This is a genomic window from Pseudomonas sp. SCT (genome assembly GCF_003864275.1).
Lineage (GTDB): Bacteria > Pseudomonadota > Gammaproteobacteria > Pseudomonadales > Pseudomonadaceae > Stutzerimonas > Stutzerimonas stutzeri_AE.
The window spans coordinates 150,206-171,760 of record NZ_BDJA01000001.1 but is presented as its reverse complement, the minus strand read 5'-3'; the positions used below and the strand labels follow the sequence as shown (position 1 = coordinate 171,760).

The 21,555-nt window shown below is 66.5% G+C and carries 24 protein-coding genes; 18 read left to right on the top strand and 6 right to left on the bottom strand.

The window, feature by feature from the left end:
- Positions 1-75: 75 nt before the first annotated feature.
- Positions 76-840: an SDR family oxidoreductase gene (locus BHD08_RS00855; RefSeq protein ID WP_015275128.1), complete on the bottom strand. Its 765-nt coding sequence runs from the start codon at positions 838-840 to the stop codon at positions 76-78.
- 275 nt (positions 841-1,115) lie between these two features.
- Here BHD08_RS00855 and phnC point away from each other — a divergent pair, with 275 nt between their 5' ends.
- The 13 genes from phnC to phnP all read left to right on the top strand — a co-directional run bounded on the left by phnC (position 1,116) and on the right by phnP (position 11,693).
- Positions 1,116-1,946 (top strand): phosphonate ABC transporter ATP-binding protein, encoded by an 831-nt coding sequence (phnC, locus tag BHD08_RS00850; RefSeq protein WP_015275127.1) that lies wholly within the window; start codon positions 1,116-1,118, stop codon positions 1,944-1,946.
- A 48-nt stretch (positions 1,947-1,994) separates the two neighbouring features.
- Positions 1,995-2,999 (top strand): phosphonate ABC transporter substrate-binding protein, encoded by a 1,005-nt coding sequence (gene phnD / locus BHD08_RS00845; RefSeq protein WP_015275126.1) that lies wholly within the window; start codon positions 1,995-1,997, stop codon positions 2,997-2,999.
- Between the two features lie 62 nt (positions 3,000-3,061).
- Positions 3,062-3,856 (top strand): phosphonate ABC transporter, permease protein PhnE, encoded by a 795-nt coding sequence (phnE, locus tag BHD08_RS00840; protein ID WP_015275125.1) that lies wholly within the window; start codon positions 3,062-3,064, stop codon positions 3,854-3,856.
- Positions 3,857-3,891: 35 nt separating this feature from the next.
- On the top strand, positions 3,892-4,599 hold the full coding sequence (gene phnF, locus BHD08_RS00835) for a phosphonate metabolism transcriptional regulator PhnF (RefSeq protein WP_041756387.1): 708 nt from the start codon (positions 3,892-3,894) through the stop codon (positions 4,597-4,599).
- Between the two features lie 11 nt (positions 4,600-4,610).
- A complete protein-coding gene (gene phnG, locus BHD08_RS00830; RefSeq protein WP_015275123.1) occupies positions 4,611-5,057 on the top strand; it encodes a phosphonate C-P lyase system protein PhnG in 447 nt (148 codons plus the stop codon).
- Entirely contained in the window at positions 5,057-5,665 is a 609-nt protein-coding gene (gene phnH, locus BHD08_RS00825) for a phosphonate C-P lyase system protein PhnH (protein WP_015275122.1), read from the top strand. Before phnG ends, phnH begins: the two co-directional genes overlap by 1 nt.
- A complete protein-coding gene (locus BHD08_RS00820; protein WP_125020481.1) occupies positions 5,665-6,774 on the top strand; it encodes a carbon-phosphorus lyase complex subunit PhnI in 1,110 nt (369 codons plus the stop codon). Before phnH ends, BHD08_RS00820 begins: the two co-directional genes overlap by 1 nt.
- On the top strand, positions 6,771-7,640 hold the full coding sequence (locus tag BHD08_RS00815; protein WP_125020480.1) for an alpha-D-ribose 1-methylphosphonate 5-phosphate C-P-lyase PhnJ: 870 nt from the start codon (positions 6,771-6,773) through the stop codon (positions 7,638-7,640). The genes BHD08_RS00820 and BHD08_RS00815 overlap by 4 nt, the downstream gene beginning before the upstream one ends.
- A complete protein-coding gene (gene phnK, locus BHD08_RS00810) occupies positions 7,637-8,449 on the top strand; it encodes a phosphonate C-P lyase system protein PhnK (RefSeq protein WP_125020479.1) in 813 nt (270 codons plus the stop codon). Before BHD08_RS00815 ends, phnK begins: the two co-directional genes overlap by 4 nt.
- Positions 8,450-8,460: 11 nt before the next feature.
- Positions 8,461-9,165 carry a phosphonate C-P lyase system protein PhnL gene (gene phnL / locus BHD08_RS00805; protein WP_015275118.1) on the top strand — a complete coding sequence of 235 codons (705 nt, stop codon included), beginning with the start codon at positions 8,461-8,463 and terminating at the stop codon, positions 9,163-9,165.
- The gene (locus tag BHD08_RS00800) at positions 9,155-10,300 is read left to right on the top strand and encodes an alpha-D-ribose 1-methylphosphonate 5-triphosphate diphosphatase (protein ID WP_125020478.1); all 1,146 of its coding nucleotides are present in this window, start codon (positions 9,155-9,157) and stop codon (positions 10,298-10,300) included. The genes phnL and BHD08_RS00800 overlap by 11 nt, the downstream gene beginning before the upstream one ends.
- A 98-nt stretch (positions 10,301-10,398) precedes the next feature.
- Complete coding sequence (gene phnN / locus BHD08_RS00795; protein WP_125020477.1) at positions 10,399-10,953, top strand: phosphonate metabolism protein/1,5-bisphosphokinase (PRPP-forming) PhnN; 555 nt, start codon at positions 10,399-10,401, stop codon at positions 10,951-10,953.
- Positions 10,944-11,693 (top strand): phosphonate metabolism protein PhnP, encoded by a 750-nt coding sequence (gene phnP, locus BHD08_RS00790; RefSeq protein ID WP_125020476.1) that lies wholly within the window; start codon positions 10,944-10,946, stop codon positions 11,691-11,693. The genes phnN and phnP overlap by 10 nt, the downstream gene beginning before the upstream one ends.
- A gap of 290 nt (positions 11,694-11,983) precedes the next feature.
- Here the strand turns inward: phnP and BHD08_RS00785 are convergent, their stop codons facing one another.
- Positions 11,984-12,226: a hypothetical protein gene (locus BHD08_RS00785; protein ID WP_053527425.1), complete on the bottom strand. Its 243-nt coding sequence runs from the start codon at positions 12,224-12,226 to the stop codon at positions 11,984-11,986.
- Between the two features lie 71 nt (positions 12,227-12,297).
- Positions 12,298-12,723 carry a DNA methylase gene (locus BHD08_RS00780; RefSeq protein ID WP_125020475.1) on the bottom strand — a complete coding sequence of 142 codons (426 nt, stop codon included), beginning with the start codon at positions 12,721-12,723 and terminating at the stop codon, positions 12,298-12,300.
- Positions 12,724-13,076: 353 nt separating this feature from the next.
- Between BHD08_RS00780 and BHD08_RS00775 the strand changes: the two genes are divergently transcribed.
- The 3 genes from BHD08_RS00775 (at position 13,077) to BHD08_RS00765 (ending at position 16,595) form a co-directional block, all read left to right on the top strand.
- Positions 13,077-14,030 carry a TAXI family TRAP transporter solute-binding subunit gene (locus BHD08_RS00775; RefSeq protein ID WP_015275112.1) on the top strand — a complete coding sequence of 318 codons (954 nt, stop codon included), beginning with the start codon at positions 13,077-13,079 and terminating at the stop codon, positions 14,028-14,030.
- A 136-nt stretch (positions 14,031-14,166) separates the two neighbouring features.
- Entirely contained in the window at positions 14,167-16,191 is a 2,025-nt protein-coding gene (locus tag BHD08_RS00770; RefSeq protein ID WP_015275111.1) for a TRAP transporter permease, read from the top strand.
- Positions 16,188-16,595, top strand: a complete 408-nt coding sequence (locus tag BHD08_RS00765; RefSeq protein ID WP_015275110.1) for a DUF1850 domain-containing protein — start codon at positions 16,188-16,190, stop codon at positions 16,593-16,595. The genes BHD08_RS00770 and BHD08_RS00765 overlap by 4 nt, the downstream gene beginning before the upstream one ends.
- Positions 16,596-17,277: 682 nt before the next feature.
- On the opposite strand, the gene BHD08_RS00755 is transcribed toward BHD08_RS00765, so the two are convergent.
- The 3 genes from BHD08_RS00755 to BHD08_RS00745 all read right to left on the bottom strand — a co-directional run bounded on the left by BHD08_RS00755 (position 17,278) and on the right by BHD08_RS00745 (position 20,454).
- Positions 17,278-17,997 carry a ferritin-like domain-containing protein gene (locus BHD08_RS00755; RefSeq protein ID WP_125020473.1) on the bottom strand — a complete coding sequence of 240 codons (720 nt, stop codon included), beginning with the start codon at positions 17,995-17,997 and terminating at the stop codon, positions 17,278-17,280.
- Between the two features lie 10 nt (positions 17,998-18,007).
- Positions 18,008-19,177 carry a hypothetical protein gene (locus BHD08_RS00750; protein WP_125020472.1) on the bottom strand — a complete coding sequence of 390 codons (1,170 nt, stop codon included), beginning with the start codon at positions 19,175-19,177 and terminating at the stop codon, positions 18,008-18,010.
- 218 nt (positions 19,178-19,395) lie between these two features.
- Positions 19,396-20,454, bottom strand: a complete 1,059-nt coding sequence (locus tag BHD08_RS00745; protein ID WP_125020471.1) for an aminopeptidase — start codon at positions 20,452-20,454, stop codon at positions 19,396-19,398.
- 143 nt (positions 20,455-20,597) lie between these two features.
- Between BHD08_RS00745 and BHD08_RS00740 the strand changes: the two genes are divergently transcribed.
- Positions 20,598-21,023 (top strand): hypothetical protein, encoded by a 426-nt coding sequence (locus BHD08_RS00740; RefSeq protein ID WP_125020470.1) that lies wholly within the window; start codon positions 20,598-20,600, stop codon positions 21,021-21,023.
- A gap of 94 nt (positions 21,024-21,117) precedes the next feature.
- Positions 21,118-21,531 (top strand): hypothetical protein, encoded by a 414-nt coding sequence (locus BHD08_RS00735; RefSeq protein ID WP_125020469.1) that lies wholly within the window; start codon positions 21,118-21,120, stop codon positions 21,529-21,531.
- Positions 21,532-21,555: the final 24 nt, after the last annotated feature.

Here is a 21,555-nt window from a genome sequence, read left to right as displayed (position 1 = left end):
CGATATGTCTGGACGGCCGGTTTGCTGGGGATGCAGCAGGCGCGGCGCGTTGCACGCCACGCTTATTGGAGCCGATTACTTGTCGCGATCGATGTTGAACGGCGACCAGGCCTGACGCGTCGGCATCACTTCCAGGCGGTTGATGTTGATGTGGTCCGGCAAGGTGGCGACGTAGAAGATCTGCTCGGCGATGTCCTCGGCGGTCAGCGGGGTAGTGCCGCGGTAGAGCTTGTCGCTGGCGGCCTGATCGCCCTTGGTGCGGACCAGGGTGAACTCGGTCTCGGCCATGCCCGGGGCGATGTCGGTGACGCGCACGCCGGTGCCGAGCAGGTCGCAGCGCAGGTTATAGCCGAACTGCTCGACGAAAGCCTTGGTCGCGCCGTAGACGTGGCCACCCGGATACGGCCAGTGGCCGGCCACCGAGCCGATGTTGACGATGCTGGCACCCTTGCCGGTGGCGATCAGCGTCGGCAGCAAGGCATGGGTGACGTTGACCAGGCCGGTGATGTTGGTGTCGATCATGGTGTGCCAGTCGGTCAGATCGACCTGCTGCGCCGGCTGTGGCGCCAACGCCAGGCCGGCGTTGTTGACCAGGCAATCGATCTGGCTGAACTCGGCGGGCAGCTGCTCGACCACCTCCTTCACCGCGCCGGCATGGCGCACGTCGAGGGTGGCGATGTGCACCGGCACCTTCGCCGACAGCTCGCTTTGCAGCTCTTCCAGGCGCTCGCTGCGCCGCCCGGTGAGGACCAGCGCCCAGCCGGCCTCGGCGAAGCGGCGAGCGGTGGCACGGCCGAAGCCGGAGGTGGCGCCGGTGATGAATACGATCTTCTGTTTCATGCTCTTCCTCTTTCTCTGAAATGCCGGCGTCGTGTAGGCGACGCGGCACGCGGGCGCTGTAACGGCGTTCAGCTTAGGGCGCCGGCTCGCCGAGGCAAAGCGCCGCGTGCGCTGATCGCGCGCCAAGCGGCCGCCGCTGCGCTGACCATCGAAGCTTCACCGAACGGTCATCGCAGGTTCATCGACGCTTAGTCGGACTGCAACAGAGCCTGGCTACCTTCTCGTCTAGACAAGTTGGCCGACCTCCCCGGCCGCGCAGACGAGAGGGCAAGACGATGAATGCGGCTATTCGAGTCGAGCGACTGAACAAGACCTTCGCCGGCAAGCAGGCGCTGTTCGACCTGGGCCTGGCGGTACAGCCCGGTGAAATGGTGGCGCTGATCGGCGCGTCCGGTTCCGGCAAGTCCACGCTGTTGCGCCATCTGGCCGGACTGGCCTGCTGTGACAGCTCAGCCGGCGGGCGTATCGAGGTGCTCGGCCGCGAGGTGCAGGCCACCGGCCGTCTGCATGGCGAAGTACGCCGCCTGCGCGCCGACATCGGCTACATCTTCCAGCAGTTCAACCTGGTCACCCGGCTCAGCGTGCTGGACAACGTCCTGCTCGGCTTTCTCGGCCGCATGCCGCGCTGGCGCGGATCGCTGGGCATGTTCAGTGACGAACAGAAGCGTCAGGCCATGGCCGCACTGGAGCGCGTTGGCCTGGCCGAGCGCGCCGCGCAGCGCGCCTCGACGCTCTCCGGCGGCCAGCAGCAGCGGGTGGCGATCGCCCGTGCGCTGACCCAGCAGGCCGAGGTGATCCTCGCCGACGAGCCGATCGCCTCGCTCGACCCGGAGTCGGCGCGCAAGGTCATGGAAATCCTCGCCGACATCAACCGCCAGGACGGCAAGACCGTGGTGGTAACCCTGCATCAGGTCGACTACGCCCTGCGCTACTGCTCGCGCGCCGTGGCGCTCAAGGGCGGCCGCATCCATTACGACGGCCCCTCGGCGGCGCTCAGCGACCGCCTGCTCAACGATCTCTACGGCGCCGATCTGGACGCCAGCCTGCTGTTCTCCGACCGAGCCCGTAGCGCCGAGCCGCGCCAGTTGCAGCTGGTCAACGGCTGAGCCGCCCGCCGACCCGACAACCAACGCCACACCCAAGGAGTGACCTCCATGTTGAAACGCTTCAGCCGCGCCCTCGCCGCCTCCACGCTGCTCGCCGGTGCGATGTTCGGCACCGCCCAGGCCGCCGAGACCATCACCTTCGGCATCATTTCCACCGAGTCCTCACAGAACCTGCGCAGCGTCTGGGACCCCTTCCTCGCCGACATGAGCAAGCAGACCGGCTACGAGGTGAAGGCCTTCTTCGCACCCGACTACGCCGGCGTAATCCAGGGCATGCGCTTCGACAAGGTCGATCTGGCCTGGTACGGCAACAAGTCGGCGATGGAAGCGGTGGATCGCGCCGGCGGCGAAATCTTCGCGCAGACCGTCGCCGCCAACGGCAGCCCGGGCTACTACAGCCATCTGATCGTGCACAGGGACAGCGCCCTGAACTCCGTCGAGGACGTGCTGAAGAACGCCAAGAGCCTGACCTTCGCCAACGGCGACCCGAACTCCACCTCCGGCTACCTGGTGCCCGGCTATTACGTGTTCGCCAAGAGCAAGGTCGACGCCGGCCAGGCCTTCAAGCGCAGCCTCAACGGCAGCCACGAAGTGAACGCGCTGTCGGTGGCGAACAAGCAGGTCGACGTCGGCACCTTCAACAGCGAAGGCATGGAGCGTCTTGAGATCACCGCGCCGGACAAGGCCGCGCAACTGAAGATCGTCTGGACCTCGCCGCTGATCCCGGCCGACCCGCTGGTGTGGCGCAAGAACCTGAGCGACGAGCAGAAGAACAGGCTGCGCGAGTTCTTCATGAGCTACGGCGCCAAGCCGGCCGAGAAGGAAATCCTCGCCGGCCTGCAGTGGGCACCGTTCCGCGCCTCCGACAACGACCAGCTGCTGCCGATCCGCCAGCTGGAGCTGTTCAAGAAGCGCAGCGAAGTCGCCGCCGACAGCAAGCTCTCCGACAGCGACCGCCAGGCGCAACTGCAGGGCATCGACCAGGAGCTGGCCAAGCTGGAGCAGCGCATGGCCGAGCGCGAGCAGAAGACAGCGACCGCCAAGGCCAGCTGAGCAACGCCGGGCGCGGCGCGCTGGCGCCACGCCCCCGTCCGTGCCGTTTGTGAGAACCGAACATGACCACTCTGAGCACTACACCGCCGTTGGCGGGCAACGACAAGCGCAGCTGGTTGCGCCTGCTCGGCTGGGGCCTGTGCCTGGCCGTACTGGCCTGGTCCTGGCAGGGCGCGGAGATGAATCCGCTGCTGCTGATTCGTGACAGCGCCAACATGGCGACCTTTGCCGCCGACTTCTTCCCGCCGGACTTCAGCAACTGGCAGCTGTACCTCAAGGAGATGATCACCACGGTGCACATCGCCCTCTGGGGCACCCTGCTGGCGATCGTCTGCGCCATCCCGCTCGGCATTCTCAGCTCCGAGAACATCGTGCCCTGGTGGGTCTACCAGCCGGTGCGCCGGCTGATGGATGCCTGCCGGTCGATCAACGAGATGGTCTTCGCCATGCTCTTCGTCGTCGCCGTCGGCCTCGGCCCCTTCGCCGGCGTGCTGGCGCTGTGGATCAGCACCACCGGCGTGCTCGCCAAGCTGTTCGCCGAGGCGGTGGAAGCCATCGAGCCAGGCCCGGTGGAAGGCGTGCGCGCCACCGGTGCCAGTGCGCTGCAGGAAGTCATCTTCGGGGTGATTCCGCAGGTACTGCCGCTGTGGATTTCCTACTCGCTGTACCGCTTCGAATCCAACGTACGCTCGGCCACGGTGGTCGGCATGGTCGGCGCCGGCGGCATCGGCGTGATCCTCTGGGAAGCCATCCGCGGTTTCCAGTTCGGCCAGACCGCCGCCCTGCTGCTGATCATCATCGCCGTGGTGAGCCTGATCGACCTGTGCTCCCAACGCCTGCGCAAGCTCTTCATCTGACGGAGTGAGGCGCTGTGCGCCTCTCGAAAAAAACCATGCAGTTGTCTAGACAACCCAGCGAACCGCTTTACCTCGAACTGGCCCAGGTGCTGCGCGGCGAGCTGCGCCACTACCGCATCGGCGACTTCCTGCCTGGCGAGATGCAGCTGGCGCGGCGCTTCGCGGTCAACCGCCACACCCTGCGCCGCGCCGTCGACGAGCTGATCAACGAGGGCCGCCTGCTGCGCCGCCAGGGCAAGGGCACGCAGGTGCTGCAACGCCCGCTGGTCTATCCGCTGCAGGCCGACAGCGCCTACAGCGATGCGCTGGCCGCCCTCGGCGTGCGCACCGAGGCGCGCCTGCTCGAGCGCCGCCAGCTCAGCGCCAGTGCCGAGGAAGCGCGCCACCTGCAACTGGCCGAGGGCGCCGCGCTGATCGAGCTGAGCACCCTGCGCCTGCTCGACGGTGAGCCGGTCAGCCTGATCCGCCACCGCTACTGCGCCAGCCACGCCGAACTGCTCGCCGACTACCAGGGCGGCTCGTTGCGCCGCTACCTCGGCGAACGCGGCCTGCCGCTGACGCGCCGTTTCAGCCTGATCGGCGCGCGCCTGGCCGATCGCGACGAGGCCGCACAGCTGCTGATGCCCCTGCGCATGCCGCTGCTGTCGGTGTTCACCCTGTCCTGCGACGCCAGCGGCCGACCGCTGGAGATCGCCCTCTCGGCCAGCCGTTCCGACCGCTTCCAATACCAGGTCGCCACCTGATGGAGAACCCCATGCACACCCGCGAACAATCCCCACGCCAGCGCTGGATGGCCGTACTGGCCCGCGCCAGTGCCGCCGAACTGGCGCCTTTCGAGAGCGCCCTGCGCGACTGCGCCTACCAGCTGATCCGCCCGGCGGAAATCGGCATGACCTTGGTGCGCGGCCGCATGGGCGGCACCGGCGCGCCGTTCAACCTCGGCGAGATGAGCGTCACCCGCTGCGTGGTGCGCCTGGCCGATGGCAGCACCGGCTACAGCTACCGCGCCGGTCGCGACAAGCGCCAGGCCGAGCTCGCCGCCCTCGCCGATGCCCATCTGCAAGGCCCGCAACAAAGCCGCTGGCTCGCCGAGCTGATCGAACCGCTGGCCGCCGCGCAGGCCCGACGCGCCGCGCAACAAGCTGCCGAAACCGCCACTACCCGCGTGGAGTTCTTCACGCTGCTGCGAGGAGAAGACTGATGCATCGCGCCCCATCCGACCTGTTGCAGGCCGCTTTCGCCGACCCGGTGCTGGACGCGCAGAAGTGCTTTCGCGCCGCGCTCAAGGCCTTGTCCGAACCGGGCACGCGCCAGCCGCTGGTCAGCGTCGCCGCCATCGAGCCACTGCAGGCTGCCGGCTACGCGCTGTGCCTGAGCCTGCTGGATAACGACACGCCGCTGTGGCTGGCGCCGGCCTTCGACACCCCGGCAATCCGCACCAACCTGGCCTTCCACTGTGGCTGCCCAATTGTCGAGACACGCGGGGAGGCCATGTTCGCCCTGCTCGACGCCGCCGCCCTGGACGACCTCTCCGGCTTCTACGCCGGCAGCGAACGCTACCCGGACCAGTCCTGCACATTGCTGATCCAGCTGGAGCACCTCGACCGCGGCCCGGCACTGAGCTGGCAGGGCCCGGGTATCGACGGCAGCCGCCTGGTCGGCCTGCCGCTGGCGCCGGCGTTCTGGCAGCAGCGCGCCGCACGCAACGACTTCCCGCGCGGGCTGGACGCGCTGATCTGCGCCGATGGCGAAGTGCTCGGCCTGCCGCGCAGCACGCGCATCGGCGATTCGCTGCAGGAGGTGGCCTGATGTACGTCGCGGTCAAGGGTGGCGAACAGGCCATCGACAACGCCCACGCGCTGCTGGCGAAGAAGCGCCGCGGTGACACCGGCATCGCCGAACTCGGCGTCGAGCAGATTCGCCAGCAGCTGCCGCTCGCCGTGGCGCGGGTGATGAGCGAAGGCTCGCTGTACGACGAGGAACTCGCCGCGCTGGCGATCAAGCAGGCCGCCGGCGATCTGGTCGAGGCGATCTTCCTCTTGCGCGCCTACCGCACCACGCTGCCACGCTTCGCCGAGAGCCTGCCGCTGGACACCGGCGCCATGCAGCTCAGCCGGCGCATCTCGGCGACCTTCAAGGACGTGCCCGGCGGCCAGTTGCTCGGCCCGACCTTCGACTACACCCACCGCCTGCTCGATTTCGCCCTGCTCGCCGAAGGCGAACGCCCCGGCCCGCAGGTGGATGCCAGCGCCACGCTGAGCAACTGCCCCCGCGTACTCGGCCTGCTCGGAGAGGAAGGCCTGATGACGCCGGAAATCGACCGCGGCGAGCCGGTGCCGGACCTCACCCGCGAGCCACTGGAGTTGCCCTGCAGCCGCGCCGAACGCCTGCAGGCACTGGCGCGCGGCGACGAGGGCTTTCTCCTGGCGCTGGGCTATTCGACCCAGCGCGGCTACGGCCGCAACCACCCGTTCGCCGGCGAGATTCGCATCGGCACCGCCGAGGTCTGGATCGAGCCGCAGGAGCTGGGCTTCCCGGTCTGCCTCGGCGAGATCGAGCTGACCGAGTGCGAGATGGTCAACCAGTTCGTCGGCGAGAGCGCCGCGCAGGCGCAGTTCACCCGCGGCTACGGCCTGGCCTTCGGTTATGCCGAGCGCAAGGCGATGGGCATGGCGCTGGTCGACCGCGCGCTGCGTGCCGGCGAGTACGGCGAGGAAGTGCAGGGCCCGGCGCAGCAGGAGGAATTCGTCCTGATGCACTGCGACAACGTCGAGGCTGCCGGCTTCGTCTCGCACCTGAAGTTGCCGCACTACGTCGACTTCCAGTCCGAGCTGGAGCTGATCCGCAAGCTGCGCCAGCCGCAGGCCGAGCCGGCCGAAGCGCTCGCTGAAACGCCAGCGAAGGAGAAACGCGCATGAATGCCCACGCCATCCCCGCCCGCGAGGCGGGCTACAACTTCGCCTACCTCGACGAACAGACCAAGCGCATGATCCGCCGCGCGCTGCTCAAGGCGGTCGCCATTCCCGGCTATCAGGTGCCCTTCGGCGGCCGCGAGATGCCGCTGCCCTACGGCTGGGGCACCGGCGGCATGCAGCTGACCGCGGCCATTCTCGGCGCCGACGACGTGCTCAAGGTGATCGACCAGGGCGCCGACGACACCACCAACGCGGTGTCGATCCGCCGCTTCTTCGCCCGCACCGCCGGGGTCGCCACCACCGAGCGCACCCCCGCGGCGACGGTGATCCAGACCCGCCACCGCATCCCGGAAACGCCGCCCGCCGCCGGGCAGATCATGGTCTACCAGGTGCCGATTCCCGAGCCGCTGCGCTTCATCGAGCCGTCGGAAACCGAGACGCGCACCATGCACGCGCTGGGCGACTACGGCGTGATGCACGTGAAGCTCTACGAGGACATCGCTACCTTCGGCCACATCGCCACCAGCTACGCCTATCCGGTGACGGTGGACGGGCGCTACGTGATGGACCCGTCGCCGATTCCCAAATTCGACAACCCCAAGCTGGACCGCAGCCCGGCGCTGATGCTGTTCGGCGCCGGCCGCGAGAAGCGCCTCTATGCCGTGCCGCCGTACACCCGCGTGGTCAGCCTGGATTTCGAGGATCACCCGTTCCAGATCCAGCAATGGGAACAGTGCTGCGCCATCTGTGGCAGCGGCGATTCCTACCTCGACGAACTGATCGTCGACGACGCCGGGACCAAGCAGTTCGTCTGCTCGGATACCGACTATTGCGCGCAGCGCGCCCAGCAACAGGAGAACCGCCCATGAGCGCCGCCGAACAGCTGCTGCCCGCCGCAAGCGTCAGCACCGAGCCGCTGTTCGCGGTGCGCGACCTGACCCGCCTGTACGGCCCGGACAAGGGCTGCCAGGGCGTGTCCTTCGACCTTTACCCCGGCGAAGTGCTGGGCATCGTCGGCGAGTCCGGCTCGGGCAAGTCCACCCTGCTCTCGCTGCTCTGCGGCCGCTGCCCGCCGGATCGCGGCAGCGTGCAGTACCGCGATGCTGCCGGCGACTGGCTCGACCTCTACGCCGCCAGCGAGGCTGAGCGGCGCACGCTGCTGCGCACCGAATGGGGCTTCGTCGAACAGAACCCGCGCGACGGCCTGCGCATGGGCGTTTCCGCCGGCGCCAACATCGGCGAGCGGCTGATGGCCCAGGGCGTCAGGCATTACGGTCAGCTGCGCGCCGCCGGGCTGGATTGGCTGCAACAGGTGGAGATCGACCCGGCGCGCATCGACGACCTGCCGCGGACCTTCTCCGGCGGCATGCAGCAGCGCCTGCAGATCGCCCGCAATCTGGTTTCCAGTCCGAAGCTGGTGTTCATGGACGAGCCCACCGGCGGCCTCGACGTGTCGGTGCAGGCACGTCTGCTCGACCTCCTGCGCGGGCTGGTGCGCGAGCTGGATCTGGCGGTGGTGATCGTGACCCACGACCTCGCCGTGGCGCGCCTGCTGGCCGACCGGCTGATGGTGATGCGCCGCTCGCGAGTGATGGAGGCCGGCCTGACCGACCAGATCCTCGACGACCCGCAGCACCCCTATACGCAGCTGCTGGTGTCCTCGGTGCTGCAGCCATGAAGGAATCCGCCATGAACACGCTGATCGAGGTCCGTGACCTCGCCAAGACCTTCACCCTGCACCAGCAGCACGGCGTCAGCCTGCAGGTGCTGCGCGGGCTGAGCTTCACCGTCGCGGCCGGCGAATGCCTGGTGCTGCACGGCCAGTCCGGCGCCGGCAAGTCGACCCTGCTGCGCACGCTGTACGGCAACTACCTGCCCGCCGGCGGCAGCATCCGCATCCGCCATGCCGGCGACTGGCTGGAGCTGGTCGGCGCCGAGCCGCGCCAGGTACTCGCCGTGCGCCGGCAGACGCTGGGCTACGTCAGCCAGTTCCTGCGGGTGATCCCGCGGGTGCCGGCGCTGGAGGTGGTGATGGAACCGGCGCTGGCGCGCGGCTGGACGCGTGCCGACGCCGAGGCGCGGGCCAAGGCGCTGCTGACCCGGCTGAACATTCCCGAACGGCTCTGGCAGCTCGCCCCCGGCACCTTTTCCGGCGGCGAGCAGCAACGCGTCAACCTGGCGCGCGGCTTCATGGTGAGCTGGCCGGTGATGCTGCTCGACGAACCCACCGCCTCGCTGGACGAAGCCAACGCCCGCGTGGTGCTGGAACTGATCGACGAGGCCAAGGCGGCCGGCAGCGCGCTGATCGGCATCTTCCACGACCGCGCGATCCGCGAGGCAGTCGCCGACCGTTACCTGGACATGACGCAGGAGGACCTGGCCCATGCCAGCTGAACAGATACTCAGCAACGCCCGGCTGGTACTGGCCGATCAGGTGATCCACGGCAGCCTGCTGATTCGCGACGGCCTGATCGCCGACATCAGCGCAGGCGCCAGCAGTCTGCCGCAGGCCCAGGACCTGGACGGCGCCCTGCTGCTGCCGGGGCTGGTGGAACTGCACACCGACAACCTGGAAAAGCACATGAGCCCGCGCCCCGGCGTGGACTGGCCATCCGCCTCGGCGGTGCTTACCCATGACGCCCAGATCGTCGCCGCCGGCATCACCACGGTGTTCGATGCGCTGTCGATCGGCGATATCAATCCCAAGGGCAAGCGCATGCAGCAGCTCGGCGTAATGCTCGAGGCCATCGCCGCGGCCGAAGCGGCCGGGCAGACCCGCGCCGAGCACCGCCTGCACCTGCGCTGCGAAGTCAGCCACCCGCAGTGCCTGGAGCTGTTCCGCGAGCTGGTCGAGCAGCCGCTGGTGCAGCTGGTCTCGGTGATGGACCACGCGCCGGGCCAGCGCCAGTTCGCGCGCATGGAGAAGTACCGCGAGTACTACATGGGCAAGTACCACCTGAGCCCGGCGGAGATGGATGCCTTCGTGACCGAGCAGCTGGCCAACTCGGCGCGGCACAGCGACCAGCAGCGCGCGGCCATCGTCGATATCTGCCGCAGCCGCGAACTGGCGCTGGCCAGCCACGATGACGCGACCCTGGAGCACGTTACCGAGTCGGCGGACTACGGCATGGCCATCGCCGAATTCCCGACCACCTTCGAGGCCGCCGAGGCCAGCCACGCGCGCGGTCTGAAGGTACTGATGGGCGCGCCGAACATCGTCCGTGGCGGCTCGCACTCGGGCAACATCGCCGCCGCCGACCTGGCGCAACGCGGCGTGCTGGACATCCTTTCCAGCGACTACTACCCGGCCAGCCTGCTGCAGGCCGCACTGGGCCTGGCCGAGCAGGACAACGGTTACGACCTGCCCCAAGCCATCGCCACCATCAGCCTGGCCCCGGCACGCGCGGCCGGGCTGGATGATCGTGGCGAGATCGCCGTCGGCCTGCGCGCGGACCTGGTGCAGGCGCAGGTACACAACGGCCAGCCGGTGATCGGCCAGGTCTGGCGCCAGGGCCGGAGGGTGTTCTGATGCGCCGAGCACAGCCTGTCGACCGCGCCGCCCCCGCACCTGCGGCGGGCTCTATACTGCCCGCCCACCCTCGACTTTCGACCCTCGGGAGTAACCTGATGCAAGGCCGCCTGATCTATCTGATCGGCCCCTCCGGTGCCGGCAAGGACAGTCTGCTCGACGCCGCTCGCGCAGCGCTCGCCGAGCGTGGCGTGCGCATCGCCCGGCGGGTCATCACCCGCTCGGCCGAGGCCATCGGCGAAGCCGCGCATTCGGTGAGCGCCGAGCAGTTCGCGCGAATGGAAGCCGAACAGGCCTTTGCCCTCGCCTGGCGCGCCAACGGTCTGGCCTACGGCATTCCCGCGGAAATCGACGCCTGGCTGGCGGCCGGCGAGGATGTGCTGGTCAACGGCTCGCGTGGTTACCTGCCGGAGGCGCGCCAGCGCTACCCGGAGCTGCTGGCGGTGCTGCTGACCGTCGAGCAGGACGTGCTGCGCGAGCGCCTGCTGAACCGCGGCCGGGAAACCCCCGAACAGATCGAGGCGCGCCTGGCACGCAACGAACTGTTCAGCGGCGAGCTGGACGACTACATCCGCCTGGACAACTCCGCCTCGCTGGCGAGCAGCGTCGAACGCCTGCTGCACCTGCTCGACGAGCACCACCGATGCGGCTGACCCTGCTCGGCACCGGCGGCGCCGCGCAGGTGCCGGTGTACAACTGCAGCTGTCCGGCATGCCGCGCCGCGCAGCTCGATCCGAACCGTCGCCGCCGTGCCTGCTCGGCGCTGGTGGAGTGCGGCGAGCTGCGCTGGCTGCTCGACAGCGGCCTGCCGGATCTCTGCGAGCGCTTCGCCCCGGGCAGCTTCAACGGCATCCTGCAGACCCATTACCACGCCGATCACGCCCAGGGCCTGCTGCAGCTGCGTTGGGGCATCGGCCTGCGCATTCCAGTACTCGGCCCGGACGATCCCGAAGGCCTCGCCGATCTCTACAAGCACCCCGGCATCCTCGATTTCAGCGAGCCGTTCGCCGCCTTTGAACAGCGAACCCTCGGTACGCTGCGGGTCACCGCCCTGCCGCTGGTGCATTCGAAACCCACCTTCGGTTATCTGCTGGAAGGTCATGGCCGCCGCATTGCCTACCTCACCGACACCGTCGGCCTGCCGGACAGTACGCGGCAGCTTTTGCAGGACACCGCGCTGGATGTGCTGGTGCTGGACTGCTCAACCCCGCCACGCGATACGCCACCGCGCAACCACAACGACCTCACCCGCGCGTTGCAGAGCATCGAGGAACTGCAGCCGGCGCAAGCCGTGCTGACCCATATCGGCCACGAGCTGGATGCCTGGTTCATGCAGGCGCCGAGGGAATTACCGGGCAACGTGCGCCTGGCGCACGACGGGATGACACTCTAGCGCTGCACGGACGACGCGAAAGCTGACTTCAGGGAACGGGACGAAACAGCCGTTGGCCCGCTGGTGACGCGTGGAAAACGCTGCGCGGTTTTCCACCCTACGGTGTCGGTGTCGGTGTCGGTGTCGGTGTCGGTGTCGGTGCGAGCGTAGGGTGGATAACGCGAAGCTTATCCACCATGGGTCCGTTGCAAGACGAAACGTAGGGCAGGGCCTCCGACGCGTGGAAAACGCTTCGCGGTTTTCCACCCTACGGCCATGAAGCATGGAGCGGATTCAGGGCTGACGTCGGCTCAGCGCCCCGGCTGCGGACGGAAACCCGGCACGCCGCTCGGCCGGTCGACGCGCGCGGCGGGCATGCTGCAGTTGAGATCGCGGAAGGGTCGGCCGTCGAGCTGCTCCCAGCCTTCCCCTGGGGAGGTCTGGCGGCAGATGATGGTGCCGTCGAGCTTGCTCTGCCATTGGTAATAGGGCGCCGGCGCGGCGCTGGCCGCGATGGGCAGGAACAGGCTGAGGGCGAGCAGGAAAATGCGCATGGCGGACTTCGGCGGTGCGATGGCGCCACTCTAACCGTTCGGTTGGCCTTGGCAAGCGCCGTCCGGCGCGCTCAGAACCAGACCCGCGCCGCCTCGCGCATGAAGATCTCCACGGTCTTCGGCCCGACACCTTCGAATTCCTGCAGGCGCCTTTCCACCCCGCTGCGTGTCTCACCGAGCTCGCGCAGGCGGCTCAGGCTGCCGCCGTACTCGCTTTCCAGCTTGTCGCAGAGTTTCAGCAACCGCGCTGCAGTGGATTCGTCGTAACGCACGTAGCGCGCCTGGCCGAGCAACTGCACCAACCGACGATGACCAGAGCGGCGAAGCCTGTCCGGCGTGTCCAACTGGTTGCGCTCGACCAGCACGCGATAGGCCTCGGCGGCGATGTCGCGCTGGATACGCTTGCCGAACAGAAAGCTGGCGACGAACCACTTGAACAGCTCGGCTTCGCCCTGCATCACGTCGATGCCCAGATCTGCTGCCGCTGCTTCCGTCATGTGCCCTCCCGTCCTCGTTGAACATTCGAAGGCTGCGTGGCGGAAGGGTTCGCCGGTACATGAGCGAGATCCCGCCTATCAGATCATTGTCATAGGCGGATTTTTGCCTACTGACACCGCGCTCTGCGCCATCACCCGCGGCCTAGAGCCCTCAAAGCAGCTGGCACGGCTTCTGCTACTGGCAATCTGCTCGATGCGATTCCAACGACAAGAAGAGCTGCCAGCGATATCACTCGTCCGGACTTCCCGGCGCCATCGCCCCTCTGCTTGTTCGACCGGCGCGTTCGCTGAATGCGGCATCGTCTATCGTCAACATGCTGCGTCAACCAATAAAAATGAAACGGAGATCCACCATGAGACTGACCAAACGCCTGGGCCTGCTCGCTGCCGCTGCGGCCTTCACTGCCAGCACCGCGGCCGTCGCTGCGCCGACCTTCATCAACATCCTCACCGGCGGCACCAGCGGCGTGTACTACCCGATCGGCGTGGCCCTGTCGCAGCAGTACAACAAGATCGACGGCGCCAAGACTTCGGTACAGGCCACCAAGGCCTCGGTAGAAAACCTCAACCTGCTGCAGGCCGGTCGCGGCGAGCTGGCCTTCTCCCTGGGTGACTCGGTGGAAGATGCCTGGAACGGTGTCGAGGACGCCGGCTTCAAGGCCCCGCTCAAGCGCCTGCGTGCCATTGCCGGCACCTACAACAACTACATCCAGATCGTCGCCAGCGCCGAATCCGGCATCAAGACCCTGGACGACCTGAAGGGCAAGCGCATCTCCGTCGGCGCGCCGAAGTCCGGCACCGAGCTCAACGCCCGCGCGATCTTCAAGGCCGCCGGTCTGGACTACAAGGACATGGGCCGCGTCGAGTTCCTGCCTTATGCCGAGTCGGTCGAGCTGATCAAGAACCGCCAGCTGGACGCCACCCTGCAGTCCTCCGGCCTGGGCATGGCTGCCATCCGCGACCTGGCCAGCACCATGCCGGTGACCTTCGTCGAGATTCCGGCCGAAGTGGTCGAGAAGATCGAGAGCGATGCCTATCTGGCAGGCGTGATTCCGGCCGGCACCTACGACGGTCAGGACGCCGACGTTCCGACCGTGGCCATCACCAACATCCTGGTGACCCACGAGAAGGTCTCCGATGAAGTGGCTTACCAGATGACCAAACTGATGTTCGACAACCTGGCCGCCCTGGGCAACGCCCACTCCGCCGCCAAGGACATCAAGCTGGAAAACGCCACCAAGAACCTGCCGATCCCGCTGCACCCGGGCGCCGAGCGCTTCTACAAGGAAGCCGGGGTTCTCAAGTAACCCAGCGCTGAACGACGGGCTGAGCAGGCCGTAGCGCCTGCTCCAGCCCGCTCCTTGTAGCAGCAGGCTTGCCTGCGTTGCCTCGTCGGCAAGCCTGCTTCTACAGGCATCCCCTTGCAGTGAGAGAGTGATTCCCATGAGCGAAAGCCAAGGGCTGCACGCCAGCCCCAGCGAATGGCCGAGGGCGCTGTTCTACGTCGCCCTGCTGTTCTCCATCTACCAGATCGTCACCGCCGCCTTTCACCCGGTGTCCAGCCAGGTACTACGCGCCGGTCACGTCGGCTTCCTGTTGCTGCTGGTGTTCCTCTGCTACCCGGCACGGGGCAACGGCAAGCCGTTCCAGCCAGTGGCCTGGCTGCTCGGTCTGGCCGGCTTCGCCACCTTTTTCTACCAGTGGTACTTCGAGGCCGACCTGATCCAGCGCTCCGGTGACATGACCACTGCCGACATGGTGGTGGGACTGACGCTGATCGTGCTGGTGTTCGAGGCCGCGCGCCGCGTCATGGGTATCGCCCTGCCGATCATCTGCGCGCTGTTCCTCGCCTACGGTCTGCTCGGCGAATACCTGCCCGGTGATCTCGCGCACCGCGGCTATTACCTGGACCAGATCGTCAACCAGCTGTCGTTCGGCACCGAAGGCCTGTACGGCACGCCGACCTACGTATCGGCGACCTACATCTTCCTGTTCATCCTGTTCGGCTCGTTCCTCGAGCAGGCGGGGATGATCAAGCTGTTCACCGACTTCGCCATGGGCCTGTTCGGCCACAAGCTCGGCGGCCCGGCCAAGGTGTCGGTGGTGTCCTCGGCATTGATGGGCACCATCACCGGTTCCGGCGTGGCCAACGTGGTCACCACCGGCCAGTTCACCATCCCGCTGATGAAGCGCTTCGGCTATCGCCCGGCGTTCGCCGGCGGCGTCGAGGCCACTTCCTCGATGGGCAGCCAGATCATGCCGCCGGTGATGGGCGCGGTGGCCTTCATCATGGCTGAGACCATCAACGTGCCCTTCGTCGAGATCGCCAAGGCCGCGCTGATTCCGGCGCTGCTGTACTTCGGCTCGGTGTTCTGGATGGTCCATCTGGAAGCCAAGCGCGCCGGCCTCAAGGGCCTGCCGAAGGACGAATGCCCGAGCGCCATGGCCGCGGTGAAGGAGCGCTGGTACCTGCTGATCCCGCTGGTGGTGCTGGTCTGGCTGCTGTTCTCCGGGCGCACACCGATGTTCGCCGGCACCATCGGCCTGGCGTTGACGGCAATCGTCATCCTCGGCTCGGCGATCATCCTCAAGGTCTCCAACTTCGCCTTGCGCATCGCCTTCTGGATCGCCCTCGGCCTGCTCTGCGCCGGCTTCTTCCAGCTCGGCATCGGGGTGATCTTCGGCGTCATCGCCGCGCTGGTAGCGGTGTGCTGGTTCATCAAGGGCGGCCGCGACACCCTGGTGATCTGCCTGCATGCGCTGGTTGAAGGCGCACGCCACGCGGTGCCGGTGGGTATCGCCTGCGCCCTGGTCGGCGTGATCATCGGCGTGGTCTCGCTGACCGGCGTGGCCTCGACCTTTGCCGGTTACATCCTGGCGGTCGGCGAGAACAACCTGTTCCTTTCGCTGCTGCTGACGATGCTGACCTGCCTGGTGCTGGGCATGGGCATCCCGACCATCCCGAACTACATCATCACCAGTTCGATCGCCGCGCCCGCGCTGCTCGACCTGGGCGTGCCGCTGATCGTCTCGCACATGTTCGTCTTCTACTTCGGCATCATGGCCGACCTCACCCCGCCGGTGGCGCTGGCCTGCTTCGCTGCCGCGCCGATCGCCAAGGAAAGGGGGCTGAAGATCAGCATGTGGGCCATCCGCATCGCCATCGCCGGGTTCATCGTGCCGTTCATGGCGGTGTACAACCCGGCGCTGATGATGCAGGGCGGCGACTGGGGCGCGACGCTCTACATGCTGTTCAAGGCGGCCTTCGCCGTCGGCCTGTGGGGCGCGGTGTTCACCGGTTATCTGCAACGGCCCATGGCCCTGTGGGAGAAGGTGCTGGCCTTTGCCGCGGCCGCCTCGATGGTGCTGGCGATGCCGATCAGCGATGAAATCGGCTTCGCCCTCGGTGCGCTGTTCCTTATCCAGCACATCTGGCGCGCCCGTCGCGCCGAGCCGGCGACAGCGTGATCGGTCTCTGCCTGGGGCTGGCCGGCGTGGTGTGGGCCGAAGTGCCCACGCCCGCCTTCACCCTGGCGTGGAACCACACCATCGAGAAGATTCGCTGGGAAGAGGATTACCGCGTGACGCCGGACGGGCTGCTGCTCGGCGAAGCGCGGGTCAAGGGTTCTGGTGCCGGGATGGAAATCCCGGATGACGCCGAACTGCGCGACGGAGCCTGGCACTACCAGCGCCAGATGCCTGCGTTGCCACTCCTGCGACTGGGGCGAACCCCCGAGGCAGGGGATTACCAACTGTGTTTTGACCAGCGTTGCCACGCGATGAGCGAATGGCTCGGCCCGCCAAAAGCGGACCAGCCGGCGCTGGAAGTCTGGGGCTGTACCGTGCAAACGGCGAGTGTCGGGAACGATTGACCGGCTGGCCGGTGATCGTTGATGAGGGGTGTTCGCGCAGGCGGCACCCCTTTTTCTTTGGTTCTTTTCCGGCCAGGCAGGCTGGGTGCGTTGGATGAACGTTTTGCTTCATGGCCGTTTGCGAGTTGCCTGGTGGGCCGTGCGAGCAGAACAGCCGGATCGCTTTTGACTTCGGATTTTAAGCGGACACTGATAGCCCCAAATCTCTACAGCGCGCCTAGGAGAGTGGACAGGATCAAACGCTTTGCTTGGGTTCTTACGCACAAGTTATCAGGCGACGCCATTCGCCCCCATCAGGAGGGTGAGTGGAATCGGTGCGTAAGGGGGTGAGCCGCAGGGATGCGGCGAAAGGCTTAAAGGGCCATGGATGGCCCTTGTAAGTCGACCCCTGAAGCAGCGATGGAGCGAACGAACCCCGCGCGAAGCGCGGGGCCGGATGGCAGGGGCAAGACCTTTTGGTTTCTTTTGGGGCGACTGCCAAAAGGAACTCGCCCAGCAGGGCGAAACCAAGCTCCCAAGCACCTCGCCAATCGGCGAGAGCTGAAGACGTTCATTCACCGCGTGCTATCCGCCAGTCAGGCAATACTCCTTTTTCAGAACGGCGAGGCAGCCATTCCCCGCCCATAAAAAAGACGCACACCCCTTTCGGTGATGTGCGCCAAAGCGTCCCGCTCGCACGCTGTTACTTGGTTTGCATGATCAGATCGCGGCGCATCAGCGTCTTGATCTTCACCAGATGGTCGTCTTCCTGGGTTTTGGCATGAACGAAGCTGTCGGCGATGTTCGGATGACCGGCCGCCTGCGCCAGCTCGATCAGCAGTTCCCAGGCGGCGTTATCCGCCAGCTCGGCCGTCAGCAACGCATTCAGACATTGCGGAACATTGGTCCGCGGATCGGTCAGCACCTGCATGATGCCCATCGCCATCACCCCGGCGACGTCGGCGCAGGGCGTCTGCGCGGTCGGGTCGGCACCGAGCTTCTCCATCGCCGCATGCACCAGCATCATGTGCTCGAACTCTTCGTCGCGGATGTGCTGCAGCACGCCCACCAGATCGTTGCCGGTGTCCATGTTGCGCGCCTTGGCGATCATCGCCTCGTACAGACGCACGCCGTTGCGCTCAAAGGCCAGGCGCTCGCCGAGCTTGTCGATGAACACCTCGGGGCTCTTGCCCTTCATCATGTCGAAGCCGGTCTTGAGCATGCCCTTGGCCGAACCCGGCACCGGTACGGAGCCGATGCGGTCAGCTTCTTCGTTGCGCTCGGCGCGTTCAACCAACATGCCGCGCTCGTCGCCCGGCACGTCCGGATGAATCTCGTTGACCGCGTCGAGCAGGCGTTTGGTGTCCTTCGGGGACATTTGTACGCCGGTGAAATTGGTACCCACTTTCGCTGCAGTAGCCATGGTCGTCTCCTCAGGAAGCCTTGCGCATCAGTTCGCCACCCGGTGCCCACTGGTAACCCGCCGAGACGATGTCCGAGGCGAGCCCTTGCGAGGCGAGGTGGTTGCGGTAATCGAGCGATGATTGCGGTTCCTTGGCCTTGTCCACGTAGACCGGGCCGGCGGTACGCAGGTTGACTTCGGCGGCCAGCACTTGGCGGACGAAATCGCGCTGGCTCTTGAACTCGACCATCTTCGGCAGCGGTCCGGCGAGGATCTCCGCCGGGTCGCGGCCCTCGAGCTTCTTGAACCACTCGCAGGCGACGTTGAGATGGCCCAGCTCGTAATCGAGGAAGCGCTCCCACATCGCCTTGATGCGTGGATTGCTCTCCTGCTCGGCGCAGCTGGCGTACATGTAGACCTCCATCGCCTCATGCACCAGCCACTTCTCCATATGGCTCTCGCTGGGGTCGGAGAGCGAGCCGTACTGGGTCACGTGCTGCTCTTCCACCGAGGCGATCTCGGCATACAGCTGGCGCGCCAGCGGGTCGGCGAACAGCGGGCCGATGTTCATGTAGTAATCGTGGGTCTGGTACTCCGCACCGGTGATCAGCGCCGCGTGGATCTTGGTGATCAGCGCGGCGGAGTTCTTCTCGTAGTTGTCGCGGATATCGTTTTCCGGATGACGATGGTGCTCCGATGTTTTGCGCCCGGGCACGATGTCGGTATAGCCCTGCAGGATGTTGTTGGCATCCTTGCCCTCGAGGCGATCGAGCATCGCCGAGTAGCGGTACAGGTGATCGAAGTCTTCCAGCAGGCCGAAGCGATAGGTCTGCGCCTGATAGGGGTCGGGCTCGTTCTGCGCCACGGCGGCGGTCACCTCGATGGCCACCTGTTCGTAGGCCACGGTGGTTTCCAGCGGCGAGTGATCGGCGCCGATCAGCCAGTTGACCATCGTCGCCTGGTGCTGCTCGACGCGGCGGATCTCGGCCAGCGGCAGGCGCAGCTCCTTGTTGAAACGGGCGATGCCGTGTTTCAGGCGCAAGGCGTCGGTTTCGACACCGTTCATGAGGATGATGCGCACACGGGTAAACGCATCGTCATCGAGTTTGCTGATCGGCTTGCCGGCCATTTCCTTCCAGGTGAACTTCTGCTTCTCCAGTGGCGTGCCTTTGTTGTCGAGAATTCCGGAAATGGTCTCCATGGAGCCTCCGTTGTCATTCGTGGGGTATCAGGCATAGGGGGGATCGCCGCGTGGGAAAATGCGCGACCTATAAAGGGGACCGGGGCGGCTGGAAAATGATTCGAACCGTTCAGCGGATCCTCAGATCGCTGCCGATAAACGGTAAATCGAGGATTTTCGGCTCTAGCGCTTAAACCCGACGCAACCCGCGCCGTTGCCGGGCGCGCCGTTTCGCTTGTTCAGCGGGCCAGTCGAACGAGCGTTGCTTCCCGCTCGTCGGCAGGCATCTCGGCAAGGGTCGCGACCGCTGCGTGAAAGCGCGCCCAGTCGCCGCCGTTCTCTTCGAATAGCGCGGCGAACGCCGGCACCCAGCGGTCGTAAAGGCCGAACGGCAACAATGTGGCGTTGTTCAGCGGCTGGGCAAACCAGCGATCGAAACGCGCGTCGCCCTGCCATTGCTCATCACGCAAGGCCCGATAGCGCTGACGCAGCGCCGTGAACTCGGTCTGCTTGAGCGCGCGCAACTCGGGTGTCGGGCGATCCGAGGCGTACAGCCTGTCCAGGCGGCTGCGCGTATCGAGCAACAGCTCAACCAGTTGCCGATAGCGCATCCGCCCCTGCTCGTCCTGCTCCGGCAGGCCGCGATGGGCACGCCACTGCCGCAGCCCTTCGCGCTCGACGAAGGTGGCATAGGACTCGTTGAACGCCGTATCGCCGGGCAGGTACAGCTGCTGGTGCGCCAGTTCGTGGAACACCAGCGCGGTCAGCTGCTCGTCGTTGCGCCGCAGCATCGAACTGAGCAGCGGGTCGGCGAACCAGCCGAGGGTGGAATAGGCCTCGACGCCCGCCACATGGGTATCCAGCCCGGTCATGCGCAGCCGTGCCGCCTCGCCGCGGGCAGCGCCCTGGCAGAAATAGCCGCGATAGGCGACGCAGCCGGCGATGGGAAAGCAGTGCTCCAGCGGTTTGACCGAGAACTCCTCGGTGGCGAACAGATTCCACACCACATACGGCCGCCCGAGCTCGGCGTAGAGCCGGTAGCTGCGATTGTCCGGCAGGTCCAGCGCCTGGCTGGCGAACGTGCGCGCCTGTAGTACCTCGGCCAGCCGCTGGCGCAGCGCCGGGTCGCGTGTGTCGTCGGCGATCAGTGTTTCGATGGGTTGGCGTTGGCGCAGCAGATCGAGCTGGCCGACCGCGAGCTGGCTGTAATAGCTGCAACCATTCAGACAGACGGCAAGCAACAGCGGAACCCAGTGCAGGTTGCGGGTGTCGATCAAGGCGGCGTTGGGCTTGGGCATCGGATGAACCGGTCAGTGGTCGGGCGGCGCCGGCGCGCGTAGCGCACCCTACAAAGGCCATGCCGTCGAATGCAACCTGCGGCTACCAGGCTTCCTCTTTCGATTTCTCGCCGGGCCGGATGGTTTCGGCTGGAGCATTGCACATGCGCGGTTTCCTTCTTCTCCTGTTCCTCGCCAGCCTGACCGGCTGCGCGGCCATGATGCCCAAACCCGACCCCGAGCAGGCCTGGATCGATCTCAATCCGAACGGCGAAACCCAGCTGCAGGCCGTCGCCGTCGACGGTCGGACGCTGGAGGATTCGCGCTATTTCCAGGTAGCCCCCGGCAGCCGCAAGCTGGAGATGCGTTACCGCTTCGACGTCGACGGCGCCAACATCGGGCCGGGCAGCAACGCCCTCGCGCGAGACTGCAAACTGACCCTGGAGTACGACAGGTTCACTGCCGGCGCGCGCTATCGACTGGTCGCCGGCGGTTATGGTTTCCGCCCGTGGGCCAAGCTCTATGACCAGCACCAGTACGTGCTGGCGCGTGCCGAGGAAAAGGGCTGCGGCGACCTCGCCGGCGGCTGAGCCTGCGTTGAAATGCGCCGCTTTCTGGCGCACCCTCGACGGCATCGGACAGGCGCCAGCGCGTCTTGCCCAGCCATTCGCCGAGGATCCAGTCATGCGTCGCTCACTTTCCCTCGCCATCCTTGCCCTGCTGCTGACCGGCTGCGCAGGGCCTTTGCCGCAACCCGATCCGAACATGGCCTGGGTCGAGATGACCGCACAGACCAGCGACATCTTCATGTCCGACCAGCTGGACGGTAAACGCACGCCCGACGGCCGCTATTTCCAGGTCCCGCCAGGCGCCCATGAACTCGAAGCGCGCTATGAATTCGAAGTGACAGGGGGCGCCTTCGGCCTGTTTGGCGAAACCCATACCATTCGCTGCACCCTGGTGGTCCGCTACGACGATTTCCAGCCCGGCCAGCGCTACCTGTTCCAGGCCCGCTCGCTGGGCTTTACCCCGCAAGGCTGGTTGCGCGACGAACAGCGCAACGTGGTGGCCGAGGCCCAGGCCGAACACTGCCACTGAGCCGACAGCATTCTTCGCATGAGG

Bases quoted from the DNA above. Each gene is read 5' to 3' on its own strand.
- phnL (WP_015275118.1), top strand. From the start codon at position 8,461: ATGAACACGCTGATCGAGGTCCGTGACCTCGCCAAGACCTTCACCCTG.
- BHD08_RS00800 (WP_125020478.1), top strand. From the start codon at position 9,155: ATGCCAGCTGAACAGATACTCAGCAACGCCCGGCTGGTACTGGCCGAT.
- BHD08_RS00820 (WP_125020481.1), top strand. From the start codon at position 5,665: ATGTACGTCGCGGTCAAGGGTGGCGAACAGGCCATCGACAACGCCCAC.
- BHD08_RS00815 (WP_125020480.1), top strand. From the start codon at position 6,771: ATGAATGCCCACGCCATCCCCGCCCGCGAGGCGGGCTACAACTTCGCC.
- BHD08_RS00735 (WP_125020469.1), top strand. From the start codon at position 21,118: ATGCGTCGCTCACTTTCCCTCGCCATCCTTGCCCTGCTGCTGACCGGC.
- phnN (WP_125020477.1), top strand. From the start codon at position 10,399: ATGCAAGGCCGCCTGATCTATCTGATCGGCCCCTCCGGTGCCGGCAAG.
- BHD08_RS00855 (WP_015275128.1), bottom strand. From the start codon at position 840: ATGAAACAGAAGATCGTATTCATCACCGGCGCCACCTCCGGCTTCGGC.
- phnH (WP_015275122.1), top strand. From the start codon at position 5,057: ATGCATCGCGCCCCATCCGACCTGTTGCAGGCCGCTTTCGCCGACCCG.
- BHD08_RS00785 (WP_053527425.1), bottom strand. From the start codon at position 12,226: ATGCGCATTTTCCTGCTCGCCCTCAGCCTGTTCCTGCCCATCGCGGCC.
- phnD (WP_015275126.1), top strand. From the start codon at position 1,995: ATGTTGAAACGCTTCAGCCGCGCCCTCGCCGCCTCCACGCTGCTCGCC.
- BHD08_RS00780 (WP_125020475.1), bottom strand. From the start codon at position 12,723: ATGACGGAAGCAGCGGCAGCAGATCTGGGCATCGACGTGATGCAGGGC.
- phnF (WP_041756387.1), top strand. From the start codon at position 3,892: ATGCAGTTGTCTAGACAACCCAGCGAACCGCTTTACCTCGAACTGGCC.
- BHD08_RS00755 (WP_125020473.1), bottom strand. From the start codon at position 17,997: ATGGCTACTGCAGCGAAAGTGGGTACCAATTTCACCGGCGTACAAATG.
- BHD08_RS00745 (WP_125020471.1), bottom strand. From the start codon at position 20,454: ATGCCCAAGCCCAACGCCGCCTTGATCGACACCCGCAACCTGCACTGG.
- phnC (WP_015275127.1), top strand. From the start codon at position 1,116: ATGAATGCGGCTATTCGAGTCGAGCGACTGAACAAGACCTTCGCCGGC.
- BHD08_RS00775 (WP_015275112.1), top strand. From the start codon at position 13,077: ATGAGACTGACCAAACGCCTGGGCCTGCTCGCTGCCGCTGCGGCCTTC.
- BHD08_RS00770 (WP_015275111.1), top strand. From the start codon at position 14,167: ATGAGCGAAAGCCAAGGGCTGCACGCCAGCCCCAGCGAATGGCCGAGG.
- phnE (WP_015275125.1), top strand. From the start codon at position 3,062: ATGACCACTCTGAGCACTACACCGCCGTTGGCGGGCAACGACAAGCGC.
- phnP (WP_125020476.1), top strand. From the start codon at position 10,944: ATGCGGCTGACCCTGCTCGGCACCGGCGGCGCCGCGCAGGTGCCGGTG.
- BHD08_RS00750 (WP_125020472.1), bottom strand. From the start codon at position 19,177: ATGGAGACCATTTCCGGAATTCTCGACAACAAAGGCACGCCACTGGAG.
- phnG (WP_015275123.1), top strand. From the start codon at position 4,611: ATGCACACCCGCGAACAATCCCCACGCCAGCGCTGGATGGCCGTACTG.
- BHD08_RS00740 (WP_125020470.1), top strand. From the start codon at position 20,598: ATGCGCGGTTTCCTTCTTCTCCTGTTCCTCGCCAGCCTGACCGGCTGC.
- phnK (WP_125020479.1), top strand. From the start codon at position 7,637: ATGAGCGCCGCCGAACAGCTGCTGCCCGCCGCAAGCGTCAGCACCGAG.